This is a genomic window from Natronosalvus caseinilyticus, from assembly GCF_017357105.1.
Taxonomy (GTDB): domain Archaea; phylum Halobacteriota; class Halobacteria; order Halobacteriales; family Natrialbaceae; genus Natronosalvus; species Natronosalvus caseinilyticus.
In genome coordinates, this window is the sequence record NZ_CP071596.1 from 2,152,098 (window position 1) to 2,175,859 (window position 23,762).

At 65.3% G+C, this 23,762-nt stretch carries 20 protein-coding genes; 5 read left to right on the forward strand and 15 right to left on the reverse strand.

Features of this window, described 5'->3' with window-relative positions; translation table 11 throughout:
- Positions 1-6 precede the first annotated feature (6 nt).
- Together folP and J1N60_RS10445 are read right to left on the reverse strand one after the other, a co-directional pair.
- Positions 7-2,547 carry a dihydropteroate synthase gene (gene folP / locus J1N60_RS10440; RefSeq protein WP_312907222.1) on the reverse strand — a complete coding sequence of 847 codons (2,541 nt, stop codon included), beginning with the start codon at positions 2,545-2,547 and terminating at the stop codon, positions 7-9.
- Between the two features lie 228 nt (positions 2,548-2,775).
- Positions 2,776-3,012 (reverse strand): DUF8015 family protein, encoded by a 237-nt coding sequence (locus tag J1N60_RS10445; protein ID WP_312907224.1) that lies wholly within the window; start codon positions 3,010-3,012, stop codon positions 2,776-2,778.
- 154 nt (positions 3,013-3,166) lie between these two features.
- Between J1N60_RS10445 and J1N60_RS10450 the strand changes: the two genes are divergently transcribed.
- A complete protein-coding gene (locus J1N60_RS10450) occupies positions 3,167-3,337 on the forward strand; it encodes a glycine zipper domain-containing protein (RefSeq protein ID WP_312907226.1) in 171 nt (56 codons plus the stop codon).
- Positions 3,338-3,406: 69 nt separating this feature from the next.
- Here J1N60_RS10450 and J1N60_RS10455 read toward each other — a convergent pair whose 3' ends face one another.
- Both J1N60_RS10455 and carB read right to left on the reverse strand, forming a co-directional pair.
- Positions 3,407-4,495 carry a phosphotransferase family protein gene (locus J1N60_RS10455; RefSeq protein ID WP_312907228.1) on the reverse strand — a complete coding sequence of 363 codons (1,089 nt, stop codon included), beginning with the start codon at positions 4,493-4,495 and terminating at the stop codon, positions 3,407-3,409.
- Between the two features lie 89 nt (positions 4,496-4,584).
- Positions 4,585-7,755: a carbamoyl-phosphate synthase large subunit gene (gene carB / locus J1N60_RS10460; protein WP_312907230.1), complete on the reverse strand. Its 3,171-nt coding sequence runs from the start codon at positions 7,753-7,755 to the stop codon at positions 4,585-4,587.
- 166 nt (positions 7,756-7,921) lie between these two features.
- Between carB and J1N60_RS10465 the strand changes: the two genes are divergently transcribed.
- Positions 7,922-10,750 (forward strand): PAS domain S-box protein, encoded by a 2,829-nt coding sequence (locus J1N60_RS10465; protein ID WP_312907232.1) that lies wholly within the window; start codon positions 7,922-7,924, stop codon positions 10,748-10,750.
- Between the two features lie 194 nt (positions 10,751-10,944).
- On the opposite strand, the gene J1N60_RS10470 is transcribed toward J1N60_RS10465, so the two are convergent.
- The 6 genes from J1N60_RS10470 to J1N60_RS10495 all read right to left on the reverse strand — a co-directional run bounded on the left by J1N60_RS10470 (position 10,945) and on the right by J1N60_RS10495 (position 17,023).
- On the reverse strand, positions 10,945-11,484 hold the full coding sequence (locus J1N60_RS10470) for a DUF5815 family protein (protein WP_312907234.1): 540 nt from the start codon (positions 11,482-11,484) through the stop codon (positions 10,945-10,947).
- Between the two features lie 61 nt (positions 11,485-11,545).
- On the reverse strand, positions 11,546-12,412 hold the full coding sequence (locus J1N60_RS10475) for a DUF7847 domain-containing protein (protein WP_312907236.1): 867 nt from the start codon (positions 12,410-12,412) through the stop codon (positions 11,546-11,548).
- 1 nt (position 12,413) lies between these two features.
- On the reverse strand, positions 12,414-12,824 hold the full coding sequence (locus J1N60_RS10480) for a DUF7124 domain-containing protein (protein ID WP_312907238.1): 411 nt from the start codon (positions 12,822-12,824) through the stop codon (positions 12,414-12,416).
- 145 nt (positions 12,825-12,969) lie between these two features.
- On the reverse strand, positions 12,970-13,197 hold the full coding sequence (locus J1N60_RS10485) for a DUF7979 domain-containing protein (RefSeq protein ID WP_312907240.1): 228 nt from the start codon (positions 13,195-13,197) through the stop codon (positions 12,970-12,972).
- Positions 13,198-13,453: 256 nt separating this feature from the next.
- The gene (locus J1N60_RS10490; RefSeq protein ID WP_312907242.1) at positions 13,454-15,508 is read right to left on the reverse strand and encodes a histidine kinase N-terminal 7TM domain-containing protein; all 2,055 of its coding nucleotides are present in this window, start codon (positions 15,506-15,508) and stop codon (positions 13,454-13,456) included.
- Positions 15,509-15,784: 276 nt separating this feature from the next.
- Positions 15,785-17,023: an NAD(P)/FAD-dependent oxidoreductase gene (locus J1N60_RS10495; protein WP_312907244.1), complete on the reverse strand. Its 1,239-nt coding sequence runs from the start codon at positions 17,021-17,023 to the stop codon at positions 15,785-15,787.
- Positions 17,024-17,218: 195 nt separating this feature from the next.
- Here J1N60_RS10495 and J1N60_RS10500 point away from each other — a divergent pair, with 195 nt between their 5' ends.
- Positions 17,219-17,815: a DUF6149 family protein gene (locus J1N60_RS10500; protein WP_312907246.1), complete on the forward strand. Its 597-nt coding sequence runs from the start codon at positions 17,219-17,221 to the stop codon at positions 17,813-17,815.
- A 34-nt stretch (positions 17,816-17,849) separates the two neighbouring features.
- Here J1N60_RS10500 and J1N60_RS10505 read toward each other — a convergent pair whose 3' ends face one another.
- Entirely contained in the window at positions 17,850-18,155 is a 306-nt protein-coding gene (locus J1N60_RS10505; RefSeq protein ID WP_312907248.1) for a DUF7979 domain-containing protein, read from the reverse strand.
- 286 nt (positions 18,156-18,441) lie between these two features.
- Positions 18,442-19,419, reverse strand: a complete 978-nt coding sequence (locus J1N60_RS10510; protein ID WP_312912577.1) for an aldo/keto reductase — start codon at positions 19,417-19,419, stop codon at positions 18,442-18,444.
- A 190-nt stretch (positions 19,420-19,609) separates the two neighbouring features.
- Between J1N60_RS10510 and J1N60_RS10515 the strand changes: the two genes are divergently transcribed.
- Complete coding sequence (locus J1N60_RS10515; RefSeq protein WP_312907250.1) at positions 19,610-20,899, forward strand: MFS transporter; 1,290 nt, start codon at positions 19,610-19,612, stop codon at positions 20,897-20,899.
- An 18-nt stretch (positions 20,900-20,917) separates the two neighbouring features.
- Here the strand turns inward: J1N60_RS10515 and J1N60_RS10520 are convergent, their stop codons facing one another.
- Positions 20,918-21,106 (reverse strand): hypothetical protein, encoded by a 189-nt coding sequence (locus J1N60_RS10520; protein ID WP_312907252.1) that lies wholly within the window; start codon positions 21,104-21,106, stop codon positions 20,918-20,920.
- 75 nt (positions 21,107-21,181) lie between these two features.
- Positions 21,182-21,841, reverse strand: coding sequence for a helix-turn-helix domain-containing protein (locus J1N60_RS10525; protein ID WP_312907254.1), 660 nt, complete (start codon positions 21,839-21,841; stop codon positions 21,182-21,184).
- Between the two features lie 133 nt (positions 21,842-21,974).
- Here J1N60_RS10525 and J1N60_RS10530 point away from each other — a divergent pair, with 133 nt between their 5' ends.
- Positions 21,975-22,460 (forward strand): 8-oxo-dGTP diphosphatase, encoded by a 486-nt coding sequence (locus J1N60_RS10530; RefSeq protein WP_312907256.1) that lies wholly within the window; start codon positions 21,975-21,977, stop codon positions 22,458-22,460.
- Positions 22,461-22,484: 24 nt separating this feature from the next.
- Here J1N60_RS10530 and J1N60_RS10535 read toward each other — a convergent pair whose 3' ends face one another.
- Positions 22,485-23,750, reverse strand: coding sequence for a sulfite oxidase (locus J1N60_RS10535; protein ID WP_312907258.1), 1,266 nt, complete (start codon positions 23,748-23,750; stop codon positions 22,485-22,487).
- Positions 23,751-23,762: the final 12 nt, after the last annotated feature.

Consider the following 23,762-nt stretch of genomic DNA (forward strand, 5'->3'; position numbering starts at 1 on the left):
TCGTCCTCAAAAACCGTCGCTCGAGACACCGTCACCGCGAACCGCCAGCGCCGTCTTCATCGCCGCGACATTCTCCGGGACGTCGTGAACGCGGACGACGTCCGCGCCGCGATCGATCGCGAGGGCCGTCGCCGCGATCGTCGGCTCGAGGCGTTCGCCGTGGGCGCGACCGACGCGCTCGAACATCGACTTGTGCGAGTGGCCGACGAGAACGGGGCAGCCGAAGGTGCGAAACTCCTCGAGTCGGTCCAGGAGTTCGAAGCTCTCCTCGGGCGTCTTCGCGAAGCCGAGTCCGGGATCGATGAGGATTTGGTCGCGCTCGAGGCCGGCCTTCTCCGCCAGCAACACGCGCTCGGTGAGTTGCTCGATGACGTCCTCGACGACGTCGTCGTACTGGACGTCACGATCCGGGACGACCGGCGCGTCGATGCTGTGCATGAGGACGATGGGGGCGTCGTACTCGGCGGCGACGAAGCGCATCTCGGGGTCAGCCAGCCCGGAGACGTCGTTCACGACGTCCGCGCCGGCCTCGAGGGCGGCCTCGGCGACGGCGGCCCGCCGGGTGTCGACCGAGAGCAGGGCGTCGATGCCTTGATCCTCGTTACCGTCCGCGTCTCCGTCCCTGCCCTCGTCCACGTCCCCGCCTGCGGCCAGCCGTTCGATCACGGGCACCACGCGATCGATTTCGTCGTCGACCGAGACGGGGTCGGCGCCGGGACGGGTCGACTCCCCGCCTACGTCGACGATTTCGGCGCCGGCGTCGACCATGCGCTCGGCGCGGGCGAGGGCGTCCTCGAGGGCGTCGTACCGACCGCCGTCGTGGAAGCTGTCGGGGGTGACGTTCAGGATGCCCATGATACACGGATCGGTCTCCCAGGGGTATCCGGACGGCCCGTTTGCAGGGGCGTCCAGCTCGAGAGTCGTCCGGAGATCGCGGGCGATCGACGCCAGGCCGTCCGATCGGTCGGCGAGCGTCGTGGTCAGGCGGTCGAACTGGGCGAGCGTCCCCATCAGGACGGCCTCAATCGGATCGTCCGCGGTTCGGACGCGTGAGAGCGAACACTCCCCACCGACTCGCACGAGTTCCCGTTCGATCGTGGTCGCCCCGTCGCGGGGCAGGGCCATCGTGACGACGCGGTGGACGCCGCTCTCGGTCACGTCGGTGATCGTCGCCGCGTCGACGTCTGCGTGCTCGAGCACGTCACGGGCGTCGCCATGGTCCCGGACCCGTTTCGGGACGGCCGTTCGCGTCCACCGACGACGGGCTTCGGCGATGGCGAACAGCGATCCGGTGACGAGCACACAGTCGTCGGGTTCCGCCGCCTCGAGCGCCGCGTTCAGGGCGTCCGGGACCGCCGATACGGTGTCGATCGATGGGGCGCCGGTGTTTGCGAAGACCCGCGCGAGCACGTCGGCGTCCTCGGCGCGCTCGAGGCTTGGTTCGCAGGCAGTGACCCGGTCAGGAGTCGGCAGCGCCGCGGCCATCTCGCGGTGGTCCTTGTCGTGCATCGCGCCGACGACGAGGTGGAGATCGGCGTATTCGAACGAGGCGAGCGTCTCGGCGAGTCGCTCGCAGGCACCCGGGTTGTGTGCGCCGTCCAGGACGACCAGAGGGTCGGTTCCCATGACCTCGAATCGGCCCGGCCAGTGGGCGTTTCGGAGGCCGCGCTCGAGGTCGCGCGTCGAGACGTCGGCGACCTGCCGGGCCAGCGCGGCGGCGATGCCGGCGTTTTCGGCCTGATGGGCGCCCAGTACCGGGAGGCGGGCGTCGACGGTCCATCCGTCGCCGTCGATCGAGACGGCGGCCTCGGCGTGGTTCGTTCGGCCTCCGTAGCGTACGATGACGTCGGGTCGGTCGGTCGGTTCACCCTCACCCTCGAGAGCGCCGCCTTCGACAGTTCCCACCGTCACCACCTCACCCGCGACCGACCGCACCGTTTCGAGTGCCGTCCCGGTCGCGGCGGTGACCAGCGGGGCGTCCGCAGGGGCGACCTGGGCCTTGTCCGCGGCGATCTCCTCAATTGTGTCGCCGATTATCCCCGTGTGCTCGAGGCTGACGCTCGTGACCGCGCTGGCGACGGGGTCGACCACGCTGGTGGCGTCGTAGCGGCCGCCGATGCCGACCTCGAGGACGGCGACGTCGACGTCGTTCCGACCGAAGTGCCAGCACGCGAGGGTCGTCATCGCCTCGAAGAACGTCGGCGAGGCGCCCTCGGCAGCCTGGGCGGTCAGGTACTCGCCGGTGCGTTCGCCGAACTCCCGAACGGCGGCCTTCGGGATCTTCCGTCCGTCGACGCGGACTCGCTCGCGGAGGTCCTCGAGGTGTGGGGACGTGAAGAGCCCGACCGTGAGTCCCGCTTCCCGGAGGATCGACTCGAGCATCCGCGCCGTACTGCCCTTTCCGTTCGACCCGGCGACCTGCACGAACGAGACGTCCTCGTGTGGGTCCCCGAGGTGCTCGAGGAACGCCCGGGTCGACTCCGTGCCCGGACTGGGACGGAATCGACGCAGGCCGACGAGGAGGTCCGCCGCCTCGTGGTATTCCATACGCGTCACTCAGAGCGCGGCCGCTTTAGGGTGTCGGACCTCGGTGAGTGGAGACTCGAGAGGTGGTACGTTTCGAAATCAGTGGTGGCGCGATCAGTGGTGGCGCGCGTATCGATGTCGTATTCGAAGCGGTCGCTCAGCATCGGTTTCACTACTACACTTTTTATAGCTTTGATCCTCTCGACTCCCACGCGCGTTTCACCTTCGATATCGCGAGTCGAACCGACGTCAGACGCCGCCGTGACCGTTCGGCGGCCGCAACACCATGCCGTCGAGCATCGCCACGAGACCCACCAGACTGGCCATCACGAGCGCGAACTCGAGTGCGATGTCGGCCAACAGACTCGCCCCAGCGGTGACCAGGAAGGCGAGCGGGATACTCGCGAGGTGCAGGTCGTAGCGATCGAAGTCGGTTTCGAGGTCGAATCGGTGATCAGTTGGCGTATCGATGCCTCTCGTCGTCATTGCAATCACCACTAGATGGTACGGGGTCGCTCGCCAAAGTAGTTTTGATACTTCTGGCGATAATCGGGAACCTGCCGTAGTAGTGTGGTGTCTCGTCGCCGCTGCTAGATGGGGCGAGCGATACGGTAATAATCCGGCGGGCGTCTGTATCGGTATGGGAATTGAAACGAACGACGACGAGTCGAAACTGGGCGTGGGAATTGCGGTGGGCGTCGGAATCGGGGTCTCCATTGGCGTGGCGATGGACAATATCGGTGCGGGAATCGCCATCGGCGTCGGAATCGGCGTTGCGCTCGGAGTGGCGTGGAGCGAGGTCGAAGACTAACGAGGAACGGCCGTCCGCGTGCGCAGGCAATCACGACCACGACGGCGTGCGTTCTGTACGTTACACCGGTCAGGAAGACCCTCTGTTCTGGCTCTCGAGAATCGCTCGAGCGTCCGCCTCGATGCGGTCCATCACCGCGAGTTCGCTTCCTTCTGGTACCTCGAGGTGCTCGAAGTCGTTCATGATGCGGACCATCGCGACCAGTTCGTAGAGCGGTTCGGGGGTCGAAACCGCGTCCGTTCGATCCGGCCTCGCCGCTCGATACCCCGACAGCATCGCCTCGCGGACGAGGGAGCGGCGGTCCGACACGTCGGGAAGCCCCGCCAGGAAGGCCCCGCTGTAGAGGTAGGCGGCGAACTCGAAATCGAACGCCGCCGGGACGGCGAGGGTGTAGCCCCAGTCGAGCATCGCGGTGATCTCGCCCGTCTCGGAGTCGACGAGGAGGTTGTGCAATCCGTGGTCGTTGCGGCCCAGAACGGGATCGAACGGTCCTTCCACCTCCAGCGCGTCGATTCTCGCCTCGAGCCACTGCCGCATATCGGGCGTGAGTGCCGAAAACCGGGAATCGGCGTGGCGCTCGAGTTCGCGATCGACGTACGCTCGCAGAAACGTCGGCCAGCTCTCCCGCGGATCGCCAACCGTCAGGGCCGGCGGCTTGCACTCGGGTCGCTGCCCGACCAGGTCGGGCCCGTCCCGACGGACGTGGCCGAACCGCTCGACCGCCGGCACCGCGTGTAACTCGGCCAGGTACTCGCCCGTCTCCCGCGCGAGTTGCGAGAGGGCGTCGTCCTCGAGGTGGCACACGTCCTCGTAGGGGAGCGCCTCGCCGGGCAGCGCCTCCATCAGGTAACACGGAGCGGGGAGCGTCTCGTGGTCGTCCACGACGCCAAGAACCTCGGGGACCGGGATCGTCGTGTGGGCGTCGAGGACGGCCTGGACGCGCGCTTCGTCGGGGATTCCCCACGGCTGCCCGTCGGGAGAACACTTCAAGAACAGATCCCGCGAGCCGTCGTCGCCGTCGACTTCGAGCCGGTAGACCGAACAGAAGCCGCGTTCGACGGCGGTCGCGTCTCGAACCTCGAGTGTCGGGTCGATCGTCCGGACAATCGTGTCGACGGCTGACACCGACAGCGCTCGGGCCTCGGGAACGTCGTCCATAGCCCGGATACCGAATCGTCCGACAGAATTCTTTCGGTGGTGTGTGACCTCTTAGCAGTACCCCCTTACTAAGGGCAAGACCGGCCCGATCAGCAGCCCCAGTTCGCCACTCGCTGTGGCCGGTCGGTCACGGCCGCAACGTCGAGATCGCCGTCGAATCCCTCGAGCGCCTCGAGGTACGCGCGAGCGCTGGCTTCCGTCGAGAGGTACGGAACGTCCTCCTCGACGGCCATCTCGAGGGCGTCGCGGTCGTCGCTGACGACGAAGTCGACCTCGCCCTTCATGATCGCGTCGGGGACGTCCTCGAATTCGGCAACGTCGAAGAACTGCTCGAAGCCGTCGACCGCGAGATCGATCACGGCGGCCCCCTCGCTGACGGCGTTGCCGGCAGCCTGCTGGCCCTTCCAGTAGGCCGTCGCGAAGTCGCTCGCGGTGCCCATCACTTCGCCGGTCGACTTCATCTCCGGGCCGAGGCGCGGATCGCTTCCCGGCAGGCGGTCGAACGGCAGGACGACCTCCTTGATCGACGTGTGCTCGGGAATCTGCTCCTCGACGCCCTGCTCCGCGAGCGTCTCGCCGGCCATCACCTTCGCGGCGAGTTTGGCGATCGGAACGCCGGTCGCCTTCGAGACGAACGGCACCGTACGGGACGAGCGGGGGTTGGCCTCGAGGACGTACACCTCGGTTGGCTCGTCTGTCCCGACGCCGGTGACCGCTAACTGAACGTTCAGCAGACCGACGGTCTCGAGCGCGGTCGCGATTTCCTCGGTCACCTCGCGGACGCGAGCCATCGTCTCGTCGTCGAGCGAGCGCGGCGGGATCGCACACGCGGAGTCGCCGGAGTGAACCCCAGCGCTCTCGACGTGTTCCATGACGCCGCCGATGAGGACGTCCTCCCCGTCCGAGACGGCGTCGACGTCGAGTTCGACCGCACCTTCGAGGAACTGGTCGATGAGGATTGGCTTGTCGGGGCTCACGCGGACGGCCTCTTCGATGTAGGTCTCGAGGTCGTCGTCGCTGTGGACGACCTGCATCGCGCGGCCGCCGAGGACGTACGAGGGGCGCACGAGGACCGGGTAGCCCAGGTCCTGGGCCAGATCGAACGCCTCGTCGCGACTGTAGGCGGCGCCACCCTCGGGCTGGGCGATGCCCAGGTCGTCCATGAGCTGGTTAAACCGGTCGCGGTCCTCCGCGAGGTCCATCGCTTCGACGCTGGTGCCCATCACCGAGCAATCGAGCCCGCGGCGCTCGAGTTCGGCCTCGAGCGGTTCCCCGATGTCGACGGAGGTCTGGCCGCCGAACTGGACCATGACGCCGTCGGCGCCGGTCGTCTCGACCACGTCGGCGACCTCCTCGGCGGTGATCGGCTCGAAGAACAGGCCGTCGCTGGTGTCGTAGTCCGTCGAGACGGTTTCGGGGTTATTGTTGACGACGTGAGCGTCGATCCCCAGTTCCCGCAGGGCACGTACCGCGTGGACGGCGCAGTAGTCGAACTCGACGCCTTGCCCGATGCGGATCGGGCCGCCGCCGACGACGACGACGCTCTCGACGTCGGTGTCGACCTGAACCTCGTCGTGAGCGATTGGCGAGGAGCCGGACTCGAGGGCGTCCCGCGCGGAGTAGTAGTACGGCGTCGAAGCGGCGAACTCGCCGGCGCAGGTGTCGACCTGCTTGAAGGTGCGCTCGGGAGCGGCGGACTCGACCGCGCCTACCTCGGCACCCGCGCGGGCCGCGACCTGCTGGTTCGTGAAGCCGAGTTCGGCGGCCTCGGTGAAGTCGCCCTCGGAAGCGGCGACCGACGCCTCGGCGATGTTCTCGAAGCGCTCGACGTACCACTCGTAGATCCCCGTCAGGTCGCAGACGTCCTCGACGGTGTAGCCGCGCTCGAACGCCTCGAAGATGGCGTAGGGGCGGTCGGGCGTCGGGGACTCGAGATAGTCGGCCTCGAGTTCCTCGTCGGAGACGTCGGCCCAGTCGACGGCAGGGTCGTACTCCGAGGAACGGAGCGCCTTGAGGAGCGATTCCTCGAACGTGCGTCCGATTGCCATCGCCTCGCCGGTCGACTTCATCGCCGTGCCGAGTTCGAAGTCGACGTCGTCGAACTTGTCCTTGGGCCAGCGCGGCACCTTGGTGACCACGTAGTCGATGGCCGGCTCGAACGCCGCGGTCGTCTGGCCGGTGATTTCGTTTTCGATCTCGTGGAGCCGTTTCCCGAGAGCGACCTTCGCGGTCACGCGGGCGATGGGGTAGCCCGTCGCCTTCGAGGCGAGCGCCGACGAGCGAGAGACGCGGGGGTTGACCTCGACGACCCGGTACTCGCCGCCGGGCGTGCCGTCGTCGTGCCAGGCGAACTGGATGTTACACCCGCCCTGGATGCCGAGCTCGCGGATGACGTCGAGCGCTGCGGTACGCATCTCCTGGTGACCGTCGTCGGGGATGACCTGCGAGGGCGTGACGACGGTCGATTCGCCGGTGTGAATGCCCATCGGGTCGAGGTTCTCCATGTTGCAGATGATGATACACGAGTCGTCGGCGTCGCGCATCACCTCGTACTCGAGTTCGACCCAGCCGGCGATCGATTCCGTGATGAGGACCTCGTTGTTCCGCGAGAGGCGGAGTCCTTTCCGCACGCGAGCGAGGAGTTCGTCCATCTCCTCGACGACGCCCGATCCGGAGCCACCCAGCGTGTAGGTCGTCCGGGCGATGACCGGGAGGCCGCCGACGGCGTCGACGGCGTCCTCGACGCGCTCGCGGAGGTCCTCGTCCGTGAGCTCGGCTACCGACTCGCCCGAGTCCAGCGAGATGGTCGTCGACTGCGGCATCGGCTGGCCGATGCTCTCCATGCGCTGGCGGAAGAGGTCGCGGTCCTCCGTGGCGTAGATGGTGTCGAGCGGCGTGCCCATGATCTCGACGTCGTACTCCTCGAGGACGCCCTCCTCGGCGAGTTCGGCCGTGACGTTCAGTCCCGTCTGGCCGCCGAGGCCGGCGATGACGCCGTCCGGGCGCTCTTTCCGGATGATCTCGGCGATGGCGTCGGTCGTGATCGGCTCGAGGTAGACTCTGTCGGCCATCTCCGGATCGGTCATGATCGTCGCCGGGTTCGAGTTGACGAGGACGACGCGCGCGCCTTCCTCCTGGAGGGCCCGGCAGGCCTGCGCGCCTGAGTAGTCGAATTCGGCGGCCTGTCCGATCTGAATCGGCCCGCTGCCGATGAGCAGGATCGTGCGTCCGTCGTCCCCGGTGTCGTGGTCGGTGCTCATTCGTTGTCCGTCCGAAGTGTGTACATCGTAATAAGCGCCACGAAATAGTGCGATTCTCGAAATAGAATTTCGAATTTCGTACGGCCGACTCGTCACACCCGGTCGCCGAGGCCGTCGAAACGGCCGAACACCTTATAGTAATACCGCCTCATCTATCTCCAACTACATGTCTGGTGGTAGTGGTGGTGAGCAGCGAGCGTTCGATGGTGGGTCGCTCGTCTACGTCGACCCGACCGACCGAGCGCCGCGAGTCGTCGACGCCCTCGAGTCGTCGTATTCAGGGCTGTCCGTTCACAGGGCTGAGACGGCTGCAGACGCAGTTCGAGCACTTGGCAGTCGCTCTGTCGACGGCGTGGTGACCGTCGACCGACTGCCCGATTCCGATGGTCTCGCGCTCGTCGAAACGATCCGGCGAACCTATCCCGCCCTTCCGATTGTACTGTACGCTCGTCACGGCTCCGAAGAACTCGCGAGTCGCGCGATCGACGCGGACGTGACGGCGTACGTCCCCGCCACTCGCGACGGTCTCGACGGCCCCCACGGCCCCGAGGACGCCATCGAGCGCCTGTGTGGCCGCATCGAGTCCATCCTGACCGAGAGCGACGACGGCCGATTCCGCCGGGTCGACGCGATGCACGACGTCGCCCTCGAGTTCGAGGCCTGTCGCGACCCCGAAACCGTCTACCGACTCGCGGTCGAGGCGATGATTCACGTCCTCGAGAGCGACGACAGCGCGCTGTACGTCGAGGAAGACGGCGTGTTGCGCCCGGTAGCCGCCGACGGCGCCATCGTCGCCGAACTCACCGAGACGTTCGAACCCGACCAGGGGGTCGTCGGGCGAACCTACCGGTCCGGCGAATCGTCTCTCGACCTCGACATCGGCTCCGACGACGATGCCGATCCCGTCGACGACGAGATTCGCTCCGGCCTCAGCGTACCCGTCGGATCCTCCGGCGTGCTCCAGGCCACTTCACGCGACCCGGCGGCGTTCACCGAACGCGACCGCACGCTGGCGGAGCTGCTCGCGGCACACGTCTCCGCGGCGATCTCGCGCATTCGATCGGAACAGGCGGTCCGTCGCGAACGCGATCGATTCGGCGCGCTGTTCGAGAACGTCCCCGACGGCGTCGTCGTCGTCAGCGATCCGGGACTGGACCGGATCGTCGCCGCCAACCCCGGCTTCGAGCGCCTGTTCGGGTACGAGGCGGACGAGATTGAAGGCGAGATCCTTCGCGAGTCGCTGCTCCCGGCGGGTCAGGACGCCGTCCCGATCTACGACGCGGTCGGCCTGGATGAAGTCGTCACCGAGGAGGTCACGCGACTCACGGTCGACGGTCCCCGGGAGTTCCTCCTCAGGGGGTTCGCCGTCGAACTCGACGGCACCATCTACGAGTACATCATCTACACCGACGTCACCGAACGGAAACGGCGCGAACGGGAACTCGAGGAGTACCGGACGCTCGTCGAGACGGTTGGGGACCCGATGTACGTCCTCGACGCGGACGGGACCGTAGCAGTAGCAAACGACGCGATGGCCGAGGCGGTCGGCCGGTCTCGGCAATCGGTCGTCGGCGCCCACGCTCGATCGTTCATGCCAGAACCGGCACTCGAACGAGGAATTCGTGAGATTAAGGCGATTCTCGAAGAAGACCGGCAGTGGGGAACGTTCGAGTTCGAATACGCCGACGCCAACGACCAGAACCACGTCGCCGAAGCGAACATTGCTCCGGTGATCGACGACGACGAACTCGCCGGAACCGTCGGCGTCATCCGGGACATCGGCGAGCGAAAAGAGCGCGAACAGCGGATCCGTGCGCTCCACGACGGTACCCGGCGGTTGATGGCAGCCAAGAACGCCGAGGAAGTCGCGACGGTCGGTTGTGCGCTCGCGACCGACATCCTTGAGTATCCACTCACCGGCATCCACCGGTACGATCCGGAGGTCGACGCCCTCGTCCCGGAGGCGATATCGGACGACGTCGTCAGCCTCCTCGGTGAACCGCCCGCCATCGAACGCGACGGTGGACTGGCCTGGACGGCGTTCGAATCGGGCGAACCGATGGCTCACGACGATATTCGGGACGAAAGCGGCGTTCGAAATCCTGAGACGCCGATCCGAAGTGAGGCTCACCTCCCCCTGGGGGAGTACGGCGTTCTCCTCGTCTCCTCGACCGAACGAAACGACTTCGACGAGGAATCGCTCGCGCTCGCGAACATCCTCGCTGCGAACGTCGAAGCCGCCCTCGAGCGCGCCGAGCGAGAGAGCGAACTCGAGCACCAGCGACGAGAACTCGAGCGCCAGAACGAACGCTTAGAGGAGTTCGCGGGAACGGTCTCACACGACCTCAGAAACCCGTTGACGCTCGCGACCGGCCACGTCGACATGCTCGCCGCCGAACGAGACGAGGGACACCGAGACCACCTCGACGAAGTGCAGTGGGCGCTCGAGCGGATGGACGACATCATCGACGACGTGCTCGTGCTCGCTCGCAGTGGGCGACAACTCACCGACACCGAACCGGTCTCTCTCGAGACGGTGGTTCGTCGAGCCGGTCGAACGGTCGATCCAGCGCTCGACATCGACGTCGACGGCTCGCTCCCGGTCGTGACGGGCGAGGAGACGCGACTGCTCGCGCTGTTCGAGAACCTCTTTCGAAACGCCCTCGAGCACGTCGGGTCCGACGTACACGTTACGATCGGAGCGAGTGACGACGGCTTCTACGTGGCCGACGACGGGCCAGGCATCCCGTCGGACGAACGGGAGGCGGTCCTCGAGTCCGGCTACACCACCCACCCGGAGGGAACGGGGTTCGGCCTGGCGATCGTGACGGAGGTCGTGGACGCTCACGGCTGGGAGGTGGCGGTGACGGAGAGCGAGGCTGGCGGCGCTCGATTCGACGTTTCGCTCGGAGAGGATGCAGGTAGCGTCGATGACGGCGGCGATAAGGACGAAAATGGGGACGGGAATCGAGCACCACCGATCGATACTGAATAGCACTCCCCTGGCCGTCACCGGCTGTCTTCCCATGGCCGCGTTCGATGACCGTCGCGAGGCGACTCGACGAGATGGCCGCCGTCTGTCCTTCGTCGGTTCCGTCCAGTAGCAGAAACGAGGCTACAGTACTCACCGGACCTGGTGTGTGTCGACTTGGAGAAACGACGACGCGTCTCAGCGAAACCGGATGCCAGTCACACCGGCGCGTCGTACTCGCTCTCGAAGTCCCGCACGTCCCGGTACTGATCGACGAACGACTCGACGTCGAACTCGAGCATCTGCGTCTCGAACTCGGTGATCGCGTCGCCATCGTCGGCATGACTGATCGCGTGTTCCATCAACTCGACGATCAGTTCGACGACGACGACGTGGAGCCGTCGGGCCTCGAAGTCGGTCACCCACAGGAGCGTGTACCCAACGGCTCCGTCATCGGAGGCGTCGTGGACGACGACCTCGTCGGGAAACTCTTCCATGACGATGCCGAGCAGGTGGGGCGTACCGAACTCGTCGAAGTCGTCGGCCGTGTCGACGGTCTCCTGGAGGACCGCGACGAGCGATTCGGGGACGAACCGCGAGGGTGGGTGGACGTCGGTGACCACGGCGTGGCGATCACCGCACGAACAGCTGTACTCGCGCATGCCGAGGTCGATCTCGTGGGGGTCGAGGGACTCTCCGCAGGGTAGCTCGAGGCGGCTGGTATCGTCACCCGGGACGCGAGGCGCGGGGTCGACCATCGCCGGGGTTTGGGCCGGTGTCGTGATAAGGACGACGACTCGAGACGACCCCGTCTCGAGCCTATGGTAAAAGCTCGTCGTCGATACCCGCCCACTTTTCGTCCTCTTCGGCCCGGCGGGCCTCGAGCTGGTCGAACCCGCTCGCGAGCAGGGCCAGCGCGAAGAGCCAGGCCAGTGACCCGAACGCGACGTTGGCGAGTTCGCCTGCGACAGGCGCTGACTCGAGGGCGGCGAGGGCGACGGCGCCCAGTGAACTCACGGTAAGGAAGCTCAGGACGATAACGACGAGGAGGGCGAAGACGCGAAGCCAGGAGCCGCGGGTCAGCTCGACGCTCCGGCGGGCCGCGTCGATCGGTCCGACTCGCTCGGTCGCGAGGTACGGGTGGGTAAACGCGAGGGCCGTGGCGGCAACGAGTCCAGGAAGGACGAACAGTGCGAGACCGAGTCCCACCAGCAGGGACCCGCCGAACGCGGCGACAACTGCCGAGAGCGTCGCTCGGTCGAGTTCGTCGTTCCACCGGGGCGCATCGGTCGTCGGTGACTCGAGCGGCGGTTCACCCTCGACGGGTTCACCATCGACGTCTTCGGTGTCGTCCCGCCTACGCGTTCGTGCCGCCCGCTCGGAGAGGACGCGGAACGCGACCACAGAGAGCGCGACGAAGGCCACCAGCATGGCGAGCCAGAGCGCGGTCGCCAGCCCGACCGAGAGCTCGATCGCGAGGGGCAACTCGTCGGGAAGCGTCTCGAACCCCGGGACGAACAGCTCTTCGTCCTCGATGAACGCCCGCTGGGCCTCGAGCTGGCTCTGGAGGCCGACCAGCATCAGTGCCTGGACGGCGACCAGCCCGCCCAGCACCGTCAGGGCGCGGCGGTCGCTGATGCGCTCGAACGCCTCGTCGATGGCCGTCAGTACCGAGAGCTGGGCCATTTCAGGGCCAGTCGTCGCGAATCGCTTCGTCCGGATCGTCGGCTTCGTCCGGCTCGGTCGCCAGCGTCCACTCGGCCGCCTCCGCGGCGTCTTCGACGTGGAGGAACTCCCAGCCGACCTCGTCGGCGAGGGCCTCGTCGTCGTCGCCGACGCCGACGAAGACGTGTCGCTCCGTGTCGAATTGGCGTTTGACGCTCTCGAGGCTCTCGGCCTTGCCGCGGGGGCCGGAGAAGAAGTCCTGTCGAACCCGGTTCTTCCGGGTGAAGTTCGTCACCACGTACGTCGGCTCCTCGGAGACGACGCCGACGTAGGAACTCCAGCCCCGGGCGTCGTCGAAGACGGCCTCCGGCGAGGCGAGCGCCTGCAGGGCCTCGAGTTCGAACGCGAGCGTCATGTCGCTTCCGCCGTTCATGTCGCCTAGATTGCGTCGCACCCCGGAAAACCGCTTCGATACGCCCGGCGATAGGCCGATGGTACACCGGCCAGAGACGGATTGCCGACCCAGCCGCAGGTAGGCAGATTCGAAATCCCTACCTGTAACCTGGAACGGCCCGGGCTCAGTCGTAACTCACGCAGAAGTAGTCGGTGTGAATAATCACGTCGTCATCGGCCAGCTCCATGTCCTCGCGGACGGCAGTCGAACCGGCTTCCACAACCTCGAGAAACCGGGTTAGTGCCTCCTCACTCAGCTGATCGACGTGGCGAACTCGCGACGATGCCGGGATCGATTCGGTTCGCCGGACGGTCAACTGCCGCTGGAGGGATTCCGTGTCGATGGAGGACATGTTCCAAGATACCAATGCACACGGACGGTCATAAACGTTCGGTTCCAGGAAGAATCGCGCGGAACAATATGTTCGCCCACTAACGACTCGTTCCGCTTACCTACGGTGCGTCGATCCGTGGACGTGATTTCGCCCCGATCATCCCGTTGCCGTCCAGTACCACCGTCGAGGCTCCGCCACTGTCCATCACTCGTCGTCGAGATTCCTCCTCGAGCGAGACCTGGTTCGAACCACGTCCAAATCGGCCCTCGAGAAATCAACTGGCTTGCGCGCTCGCCGTTGCCTTGGTCGCTCGCGGAAACTGGAGTCGAACGATGCTTCCTCGAGGCTCGTTCTCGGCGAACTTGACCTCTCCGCCGGATCGAGCAACGATCCAGTTCACGAGCCACAACCCGAGTCCGCTGGCGTGCTCCAGCGACGTCTCCCGTCCGGCAGTCAGCACCTCCCGTTCGACCGCCGGGATGCCCGGCCCGTCGTCGGCGATCACGACGTCGACGGTCGTTTCCGTCCGGTCGACAGTGACTTCGATCGACGGGGTCGACCGATCGCTGTGCTCGACTGCGTTCTTGAGGACATTGTCGATCGCCGACGGATACAGGGGATTGACCAGGGCGAGCGCCTCTTCGTCGACGTCGATGTCGACGGTAACGGTCGCGTCGCCGTAACTCCGCTGTAGCCGCTCGGTCGCCGCATCGACTGCGTTCACCATATCGACCGTCTGATGGTCCGACTTCCCGTGTAACACCATATCGACCTCCCGTGCCAGTTCGCTGAGATCGGAGAGGGCCGTCGCGTTCTCCTCGATCGTTTCGAGGTACGATTCGCCGCCCGCGTCGACGTGATCTGCGAGCAGATCCGCGTAGCCCGTGATGATGTTCACGTTGTTTTTGACGTCGTGTCGAAGCACGCGATTGAGTACCTGGAGTCGCTGTTCGTAGATTCGCTCGTCGGTAACGTCCGTCGAGGTCACGACGAACTCGCCGGCGCCGTCGAACAGCGGTTCGGTCGTCGTCTTGAACACGTTCCAGGTGCCGTCGGCGTGTTTCACCCGATGTTCGATCGAATCGGTGCTGGGTTGCTCTCGAGACTGTGTCCGCAACTCGAGTACGTCTGCTCGATCGTCCGGATGGACGTACTCGAGGAGCGAATGTCCGACGAGCTGTGCCGGCTCGTAGCCCAGCACCCGCGTGATGGACGGACTCACGTATCGAAACGTCCACTCGTCGTCGACGGTCGCGACCACGTTCGGTGACTTTTCGATCATGCTCTGGTACCGTCGCTCGAGCGTTTCCTCGTCGGTCACGTCCTCGAACAGCAGGACGGTCGCAACGGTTCCTCCTGGCATCACGTCCAGCGCAGATACCTCGAATCGTTTCGTTTCTTCGCTCGTTTCGATCGTTACGCGCGCGTCCTCGGTGTCGTTCTCGACGACCGAGGCGACCTCTGGATACGCTTCGAACGCCTCTGGGAGCGAGATTCCGAGTATTCGATCGCCGAACAGCGACCGCGCGGGGTCGTTGGCGTCGATAACGGTACCTTCGTCCGAGAGGACGACCACACCGTCCGCCAGGTTCTCGAACACCACGTCACGGGCGACCGGCGAGATTTCGAACAGCCGGTGGCTGAACAACGCCCAGGCGACGAGGGGCGTCGTGAGCAGGAACGCGATCGGCGTGAGATCGAAAAACAGCGGCGTGATCCACCCGGTCATACCGACGATGGCGGCGACGGCCGGTATGAGTCCCGCGACCAACAGGAGTATCGCCTGGCGACGAACCGGCCCGGCCTGGCGCCTCATCGTTCGCCAGAGTAGCACGTAGGTCACGCCGTTGATCGCGTAGGAGTACGCCTGTACGAACAGGAAGAATACTCCTGGCGTGAACGTGAGCACGTAGAGTCCGTCGGCGTACTCGACGGATGGATCGAGGTACAAAAACTGGTCTGCCCTGCCACCCAACACGAGCAGGAGCGTCGCCGTCGGTAGCGCGGCGAGCAGGGCGAGGCGTTTCCCACGAGCCCACCGTTCATGCCCCGTGTAGACGAGTACGAAGAGCGGCCACGAGACCATCATCAGGGCGACGCCGATCCAGACGAATCGATTCCAGGCCAATTTGGCCGATACCGTCGTCGCCGAGACCTGGAGCGCGTAGGTCAGCGACCACCAGACGGTCGCAGTGGATATTCCGAAAAAGGCCACGATGACGACGTTGTCTCGTCGATAGTAGTTCCGGAAGACGTACACCGCAAACGCGAACGAGACGAGCGCGGTAACACCGAGAAGCGCCGTCCACAGTGATACGTGCCAGTCCATGAGTTGTCTCACTGTCTCGGTGGAGGTCTCTTCGTATATTCCTGTGAGTGCGGTCGTTATCCGTGTTGTGGCTCCGCTCAAAACGTTGCTGAATATTTACCTATTACGAGTTTTCGTTTGAGATACCGTTCCGTGTGGTCTGAAGCGCACCGAACACGGTGGAACCAGCGACGAGTACGGCTGAAACTCGAGTTTACACGGTCACAATCCTTTCCGAACGGTGTGTCAATGAAGGAGCGTAACAGCAAAATTCCGACGACGACGATGGCCGCCCGATTATTGATCCTGACTCGGCGCGAGTTCGTCGAGGTCGACTTGCTTCTCGAGGAGGACCTCGGCCTGGTCGGCGACGATACGCTGCTGGCGCATGAGTTGCTTGAGCTTGCTCTGAGCGGAGAGGTCGCCGATGAGGACGCCACCGACGACCTTGCCGTCCTTGAATGCGATGCGGCGCCACTCGGTGTCGGAGTAGCGGCGTTCGGCGTGTTCGTCGCCCAGGGTGGGGTGACCGAAGGAGAGGAACGGGAAGTCGAAGTGTGTAATCGAGTACGAGGAGACCCACTCGAAAGGCTCGGCCTCGTCGTCGGCGGCCATGTTGATGCCCGCGACTCGACCCTGCTCTTTGGCCGAGCCCCACGAGCCGTTCTGGGCCTGCTCGCCCAGGAGGACGTCGTAGAACTGCGTCAGATCGCCCGCCGCGTAGACGTCCTCGAGGTTCGTCTGCATGTATTCGTCGACGACGATACCGTTGTCCTGTTCGATGTCGGTGTCGTGGAGGAACTCGGTGTTGAACGTCAGGCCGATCGCGACGCCGGCGAAGTCACACGGGTAGCGGTTGCCGTCGCCGCCGATGGCGGCCTCGACGCGGCCGTCGTCGTCGACCTCGAACTCGCTGACGCCGCTGTCGAAGACCGGCTCGACGCCCACGCTTCGCATCCCCTCGTGCATGATCTCGGCGCCATCGGCCGAGAGCGCGTAGCGCCACCAGCGGTCGCCGCGCATCAGAAACTTGCCCTCGACGCCCTGGGAGCCACAGACTGCCGCGAAGTCGATGCCCAACAATCCGGCCCCGACGATGACGGCGTCGTCGGCCGCTTCGGCGCTCTCGCGGATCTTCCGGGCGTCCTGGAACGTCCAGAAGTGGTGGACGCCCTCGGCGTCGCTGTTTTCGACGGGCAACTGCGTGGGCGTTCCGCCCGTCGCGATCAACAGTTTGTCGTAGGGAACGTCGTCTTTCTCGTGAGTGCGGACGACCTTCTCGTCGGTGTCGATCGTCGTCACGTGCGTGTTGAGCGAGAGGTCGATGTCGCGCTCGTCGTACCAGTCCTCGTCGTGAATCGAGATGGGCGCTTCGGGCAGTTTGCCCTTGGCGTGTTCTTTGATCAGGATACGATTGTACAGCGGTTCGCCCTCATCGGTGATGACGGTGATCGACGACTCCGGGTCCTCCTCCCGGAGTGTCTCCGCGGCCGAACTGCCGGAGATCCCATCCCCGATGATAACGTACTCGGTCATGTCGGGAAATTTCGTAACGGGGGTTAAAGTCGGTTGCTATCTGGACTACTCTCGATCTCGTGATGCCATCGTCGAGTAGCCTCGCCGGGGGCGTCGCTCGTTCGTCATCCAGGAATCGACTATCCTATACTTTCTATAGCTAGACGATCCGTCCACTCCACATCGCTCATTAGGCTCGAGTCCGTCCGCTCGAGTATGAAACTCCGCCAGAACGCCCGTCACTTCGCCTCTCGAAAGGCCCTCGAGACTCCAGTCGTTCGCTCGGTGGCCATTTCGGGTCTCGTGCGCCTCCACACGAAAATCTTCCTGGGGAAGGCCGATCCGGCCCGCGCCAACGAGCGCAAGGCCCACCTCGACGGCCTCTTCGAGGCGACGATGGACAGCTACCTCGAGGCCCTTCGTGCCGGGTACTCCGAGGCCGAGGCCCGCGAGATCACGCACATCCAGGCGAACTTCGACTTCTACAACCACGGCTGGACCGAGATGATGGAGTTCCCCGCCGACGAACTCGAGGACCACTACGACCGGTACCACGACTTCTTCGCGACCTGGGGGATCACGATCGACAAGCCGCTGGGCGAGTTCAGGCCCGACGGTGGGCTTCCGGCGGCACCGTCGACGCCTGAACGCCTCGAGAACCCTGAGCATCCCCATGCCGAGGGCGGGTTCGCCGACGACGTCTACGTGGAGAACGAGGACGGCGAGCTGGTCGTCGGCGGCCAGGACGAGCCAGAGAACGTGGACGTCTCACAGGCCGTCGGCGTGAACGATGGGTCGCTCGAGGAAGAATAGCCGGTACACCGTCCGAGAACGAATAGCCGGTGAGCTACCTCGCCCCTCGGAACGGACGGTATCGAGGAAAGTGGTGCCGGCGAATCGATTCCACGATCAGCGCCGCCCCTCCGACTCCGAACGCCAGCGCGAGCAGTCCACTCGGACTGGTCCAGTCGACGACTGTCTCTCGAGGGATGACGTGGTATTGTCCGTCTCGAGAGACGACGCGGCCGTCACCCCACGCGATGGCGACGATCTCGTCGTCGAATCGGTACTGTTCTCCCTCGATCAAGCCGTCGACGATTCGCTGGTGCTCGGTCGATAGTTCGTCGTACTGAGCGACTCCGTACCGATTCATCTCGTCTGAGACTACTCCGTTGTCCGCAGCCGTTTCTTCGAGGTGAATTTCGTACTCTACCGCAGCGAGTCCGCTCAGTATAGCCGGAAAAAGAGGAGAAGACCGAGAAAGAGCATGCCGAAGTGGAGCCACTCTAGTCGTTCCATAGTATGACTATATATTGATAGTGGAAATATATTCCGACATAGTATATTTGTTACATTAATTACTGGAAGGGACACGCCAACATCGACCCGAACTACAGAACTCGTCGACGGTGTCGTCTTCGCCTCGTCTGGCCGTCTCGTCAGTTCTTCCCCGGCGCGGGCCACCGCGGATCGATTGGCTCCTCGATCCGCTCGAGGTCACCCTCCGTCAACTCGACCCCGACGGCCCCGACGTTCTCCTCGAGGTGGTCGAGCGACCGCGGGCCGACGATCGGCGCGTCGACGACGTCCTTGTGGAGGAGCCAGGCCAGCGATACCTGTGCGGGGGTCGCGTCCCTCTCTGCGGCGAGCTCCTCGATGACCTCGAGGATGGCCCAGTTCTCGTCGGTGAAGCGCCGTCTCGTATACTCGTCGGTCGCGGCCCGTACGTCTCCCTCCGGATCGTCGTCCCGGTCGTACTTTCCGGTCAGGAAGCCGCCGGCCAGCGGCGACCAGGGAATGACGCCTATCCCCTCGCCCGCGCATACGGGAAGGAGATTCGCCTCCTCGTGGCGATCCACGGCGTTGTACTCCGGTTGCATGCAGACGAACCGCTCGAGGTGCTCGACGTCGGCGGTGTACAGCGCCTTCGTGAACTCGTAGGCCGTCATCGTGCTCGCGCCGACGTAGCGAACGGACCCCTCGTCGATCAGGGCGTCGAGCGCGCGCAGGGTCTCCTCGATGGGCGTCTCCTCGTCCCAGCGGTGAATCTGGTAGAGGTCGACGTAGTCGGTCCCGAGGCGCTCGAGACTCGCTCGACACTGGTCGAACACGTGCTTTCTCGAGAGACCCTGCTGGTTCGGTCCGTCGCCCATGCGCCCGAAAACCTTCGTCGCGATCACGAGTTCGTCCCGGTCGTAGGGCTCGATCGCCCGGCCGACGAGTTCCTCGCTCTCCCCGCGGGAGTAGACGTTGGCCGTGTCGAGGAAGTTGATCCCGAGATCCAGCGCACGCTCGACGATCTCGATCGATTGCTCCTCGTCGTCGATCATCCAGGGCTCGGCGCTCCCGAAGTTCATACAGCCCAGGCAGAGACGGGAGACCTCGAGTCCCGTTTCGCCCAGGGTCGTGTAGTCCATTTCGTCGGCGTAGCCGATCGTCCGATCCGCCATACCCTGTCACACATCGGTACCCGATAAAAGGGTGCGGGTGAGGGCAGCGTCTCGAGTTCTCGAGGACCGCGAGCGCGGCCAGCGACCGTCCCCCGCCACTCTGCCGATTTCCGAGTCGCTAAGTACCCCGGCGCCAGCCGTTTGACCACCGTCTCGCATGTCTCTCGATTCGAACGATCGCTCGATCGCCGGCTTCACTATGGCGGGCCACGCCCTCGTCCACTGGTTCGAGACCTCGATCCCGATCTTCCTCGTCGTCTGGCTCGCCGAGTTCGACGTGAGCGTCACCCTCGTCGGGTTCGTCGTCGCGCTGGGGTACGCTCCCTTCGGCATCGGCGCGCTTCCCGGCGGCGTCCTCGCCGACCGGTACGGCCCGAAGCGACTCATCTTGCTCTGTCTGCTCGGCATGAGCCTCGCCTTCGTCACCCTCGCGGCGGCCTCCGTCCTGGAGTCCATCTACGCCGTCGCCGTCGGCCTCCTGCTCTGGGGCGTCGCCGCTAGCGTCTATCACCCCGCCGGACTCGCGCTCATCAGCACGGGCGTCGAGGAGCGCGGCACCGTCTTCGCCTGGCACGGTATCGCCGGCAACTTCGGCATCGCCCTCGGGCCGTTCGTCGCCGCCACGCTGTTGATCGTCCTCGAGTGGCCCGTGGTCGCCGCTCTGCTCGCGATTCCCGGCTTCGTCGCCGTCGCCTATGGACTCAGCGCGGACTTCGACGCGACCGCCGCGGTGGCGGACGACGTCGAGGCCGGGCCGGACGAGGCGCTCTCGCTGCCAGAGTTTCTCGCCAACTCCCGGGCGCTTTTCGCCAGCGCATTCGCCATCGTCTTCGTCCTCGTCACCTTCGAGGGGCTGTACTACCGCGGCGTGCTCACCTACCTGCCCGAGATCATGACCGGCCTGCCGGCGCTCGAGGGACTCGACCTGTTCCCGACGCTCGAGCGCTACGACATCGACCCCGGCTTCTACGTCTACGTCGGCCTGCTGGTCGTCGGCATGGCCGGCCAGTATACCGGCGGGAAGCTCACGGACCGCGTTCCAGCGGCTCGCGGGCTGGCCGCGCTCTTCGCCGTCCTGGCCGCCCTCGCGCTCGCGTTCGTCCCCGTCGTCGATCTCGGCCTGGGCGCCCTGCTCGTTCTCTGTGGCGTCCTCGGCTTCGTCCTGTTCGCCATCCAGCCGTTCTACCAGAACGCCGTCGCCGTCTACACGCCCGCCGACAGCCGTGGGCTCTCCTACGGCTACACCTACCTCGGCGAGTTCGGGTTCGGCGCGACCAGCATCGCCATCGGCGGCTTCCTGCTCGGCGAGGCGGGCCTCGCGACCTTCTTCGTCGCGCTCGCCGGTTTCGCCCTCGTCGGGGCCACCCTGTCGGCCGCGCTCGCACTCGGCCTCGACCGCCTGTTCGACCGGACGGACGCGGACTCGAGCGCCGACGCGAAGGCCTAGCGCGCGGCTTCGAATCGGTCAGTCGGCTTCTTCCTCCTGAGGGGTGGTTTCTCGATAACGAACCTCGCGGAACTCCGCCGACCCGCACCGGCAGCCGTTCTTCGTTCCGATCGGTTGCAGTGTCCCGTCGGACCACTTCATTGCCGCGTAGGCGGTTCCGCAGGCGGAACACTCGACGAGCGTGCGCTCGCGTTTGCCGGAGGGCATCGTTCGCGTAGTCGACGGAGAACGACCATCAGGATTGCTTCGCGTTATACAAAACCCTTTTATTCGATCGGCGATCTATCGATCCGCGTGACTCGTCTCGGAGAGCGTACTCCCCAGAATGCGCTTTATTCCACGACGGAGTCGAGACGCAACGGCCTGCTGGGAGATGCCGAGTTCGTCGCCGACCTCCGCCATCGTCACCTCCCGGGGGATCTCGAAGTAGCCGCGATCGAAGGCGAGCACCAACGCCTCCTGCTGGGATTCGGTGAGTGCCGCCTCGGTGTCCGACTCGACCGGCGTCAACGCGTGAAGGCTCGTCAGCGTGACCGGTACGTCCCTCTCCCGACAGCGTCGCTGGAAGGACGCGATGTCGCTTCGGTCGTCGCCGCGAACGTCGAACGTCCACTCCTGGTTCGTGCCGACTGCTTCGATGAGCGGTATCTCCGTCTCTGTGAGCACGCTGAGCACGCCCGAGTACTCGACGGCCCACTCGACGCGCAGCAGATACTCGTCCGCGACGGAATCGACGAGACGGATGTTTCTGACGCCGGGGTGTGCGGAAAATACCTCCTCGATATCGTCGACGACGGTCCCTCGCACCCAGAAGTAGGGGATTACCACGTCCTGGGCGGGGATGATCCGCTCCAGCGTGACTGTCACGTCCGGCAGCTGCTCGAATACGGTCCCCAGTGGGAACTGACTCGAGGGGACGGTAAACGTCGCTTCGGTGGCCATCGTTCGATCCGTTTGTTGTCACCGGCCTTCGATTTTGTGGAGCGGATCGAAACGAGAGACGTAGCTGGGGTGAAACGGAGCCTCGGCCGCGGCGGACCACACCAGTTTTGTCCGCACAGTCGAATCCTCGAGCATGATCGAGGCGACGCTCTGTTTCGTCCTGGACGGCGACGACGTGCTCCTCATCGAGAAGCGACGCGGACTCGGCGAGGGGTGGTACAACGGACCCGGCGGCAAACTCGAAGACGGCGAGACGCCGCGAGAGTGCGCCGTTCGCGAGGTGCGCGAGGAAGTTGGCCTCGAGATTCCGCTCGAGGCAACCGAGAAGGCGGGCGAACTCACGTTCACGCTCGACGGCGAGGTCCACACCGTCTGCCACGTGTTCCGGACCGAGGTCTACGACGGCGAACCGGTGGCGACCGAGGAAGCCCACCCCGAGTGGGTTTCGGTCGACGACGTGCCCTACGATCGCATGTGGGAGGACGATCACCTCTGGCTACCCGCGGTGCTCGAGGGCGACACCGTCGAGGGAACGTTCGCGTTCGAAGGCGGACGACCGCTCGACGAGGCCGAATTCGTCGACTACGACCTCGAGCGTGGCGCGTCGCTCGAGGAGTGACGGCGTCGGCGCGAACGACGCGACTCACTCTCCGACGTCCCGGCCGTCCCTGGCGCGGACCTCGACGTCCACGCCGTTGGGTTCGTACGCGTTCGCGGCGTAGCCTCCTTCGTTCCAGGGATACTCGTCGTTCTCGAGCGCGTCTCGCCAGACGTCGGGGTCGGATATTCGTGACGGCTGTCGACGGCCCAGGTCGTCGGTCGCGCGCGACAGCAGGGTGTGACGTCCCAGCCGGGTGTCCCAGTCGTACCGGAAGAGTCGCCACGCGCCTGCGTAGTCGGGGCCGAACAGTTCCGCGTCGTCCCAGGTCTCACCGCCGTCGGTCGAGACCTCGACGCGGTCGACCCCATCGTCTCCCGCCCAGGCGACGCCGCGCACCTTGAGCGACTCGTCCGGTCGCACCTCGGCGGGCGACTCCCCGGATGGCGCGCCGATCAGCGACATCACGTTCGCGTCGAACGTGTACGGATACTCGACTGCGCCCTCGAGCTGGGTCCACGTATCGTACGTCTCGACCGTCTCGTTCTCGTCGGGTTCGCTTCCACTGGGATAGATGCGATACGAACGCTGTTGCCAGTACGCGTGCTCTCCGGGGCGCTCGAGGCTCCCCTCGGTCACCATCGAGTCCATGACGCGGAGTTCCTCGACCCACTTGACGTTGTTGACGCCGTACCAGCCGGGAACGATCAGGCGGACGGGATAGCCGTGCTCCCGTGGCAAGGGCTCGCCGTTCATCTCGTAGGCCAGCACGCAGTCGTCGAGGGCCTTCTCGAGCGGAATCGATCGGGCGAAGATGTCGTCGCCGTCCGACGGATCGCCACCGACGGTGGTGAGCCACTGTCCCTCGGATTCGGTCACGCCGTACTCGCGCAGTATCAAACTCACTGGCGTCCCCGTCCAGAAGGCAGTGGCCGCGGCCTCACAGTCCCACTGAACGCTTCCCGTCTCCGGTCGGTGCTGGCCTCGTCCGTTGCCGGCACACTCCATCGTGTGTGCGACCGCGACCGTCGGATACTTCTCCCTGATGTCGGTCATCGAAAGGGTCCCCTTAAGCCCCCCGGTGAGCGAGACGGTCCACGCGTCGGCGTCGGCGTCCGGAATATCGTTTCGATGGCAGACGAAGTGCTCCTCGATCGGTGTCAGCCAGTTCGCGAACGTGCGTCGGCTGGCGGCCCCGAGGACGGTGTACTTGTCGGCTTCGTCTCTCGTCTCCGCGACGCCGCCCGCCTTCGCCTCCACGATGGCGTCGATCTCGCGATGACGGGTGTCTCGTGGTCGTTCTGTGGGCATACATACCAAACC

Excerpts from the sequence above, each read along its gene's own strand:
- folP (WP_312907222.1), bottom strand. The coding sequence starts at position 2,547 with ATGGAATACCACGAGGCGGCGGACCTCCTCGTCGGCCTGCGTCGATTC.
- J1N60_RS10445 (WP_312907224.1), bottom strand. The coding sequence starts at position 3,012 with ATGACGACGAGAGGCATCGATACGCCAACTGATCACCGATTCGACCTC.
- J1N60_RS10450 (WP_312907226.1), top strand. The coding sequence starts at position 3,167 with ATGGGAATTGAAACGAACGACGACGAGTCGAAACTGGGCGTGGGAATT.
- J1N60_RS10455 (WP_312907228.1), bottom strand. The coding sequence starts at position 4,495 with ATGGACGACGTTCCCGAGGCCCGAGCGCTGTCGGTGTCAGCCGTCGAC.
- carB (WP_312907230.1), bottom strand. The coding sequence starts at position 7,755 with ATGAGCACCGACCACGACACCGGGGACGACGGACGCACGATCCTGCTC.
- J1N60_RS10465 (WP_312907232.1), top strand. The coding sequence starts at position 7,922 with ATGTCTGGTGGTAGTGGTGGTGAGCAGCGAGCGTTCGATGGTGGGTCG.
- J1N60_RS10470 (WP_312907234.1), bottom strand. The coding sequence starts at position 11,484 with ATGGTCGACCCCGCGCCTCGCGTCCCGGGTGACGATACCAGCCGCCTC.
- J1N60_RS10475 (WP_312907236.1), bottom strand. The coding sequence starts at position 12,412 with ATGGCCCAGCTCTCGGTACTGACGGCCATCGACGAGGCGTTCGAGCGC.
- J1N60_RS10480 (WP_312907238.1), bottom strand. The coding sequence starts at position 12,824 with ATGAACGGCGGAAGCGACATGACGCTCGCGTTCGAACTCGAGGCCCTG.
- J1N60_RS10485 (WP_312907240.1), bottom strand. The coding sequence starts at position 13,197 with ATGTCCTCCATCGACACGGAATCCCTCCAGCGGCAGTTGACCGTCCGG.
- J1N60_RS10490 (WP_312907242.1), bottom strand. The coding sequence starts at position 15,508 with ATGGACTGGCACGTATCACTGTGGACGGCGCTTCTCGGTGTTACCGCG.
- J1N60_RS10495 (WP_312907244.1), bottom strand. The coding sequence starts at position 17,023 with ATGACCGAGTACGTTATCATCGGGGATGGGATCTCCGGCAGTTCGGCC.
- J1N60_RS10500 (WP_312907246.1), top strand. The coding sequence starts at position 17,219 with ATGAAACTCCGCCAGAACGCCCGTCACTTCGCCTCTCGAAAGGCCCTC.
- J1N60_RS10505 (WP_312907248.1), bottom strand. The coding sequence starts at position 18,155 with ATGAATCGGTACGGAGTCGCTCAGTACGACGAACTATCGACCGAGCAC.
- J1N60_RS10510 (WP_312912577.1), bottom strand. The coding sequence starts at position 19,419 with ATGGACTACACGACCCTGGGCGAAACGGGACTCGAGGTCTCCCGTCTC.
- J1N60_RS10515 (WP_312907250.1), top strand. The coding sequence starts at position 19,610 with ATGTCTCTCGATTCGAACGATCGCTCGATCGCCGGCTTCACTATGGCG.
- J1N60_RS10520 (WP_312907252.1), bottom strand. The coding sequence starts at position 21,106 with ATGCCCTCCGGCAAACGCGAGCGCACGCTCGTCGAGTGTTCCGCCTGC.
- J1N60_RS10525 (WP_312907254.1), bottom strand. The coding sequence starts at position 21,841 with ATGGCCACCGAAGCGACGTTTACCGTCCCCTCGAGTCAGTTCCCACTG.
- J1N60_RS10530 (WP_312907256.1), top strand. The coding sequence starts at position 21,975 with ATGATCGAGGCGACGCTCTGTTTCGTCCTGGACGGCGACGACGTGCTC.
- J1N60_RS10535 (WP_312907258.1), bottom strand. The coding sequence starts at position 23,750 with ATGCCCACAGAACGACCACGAGACACCCGTCATCGCGAGATCGACGCC.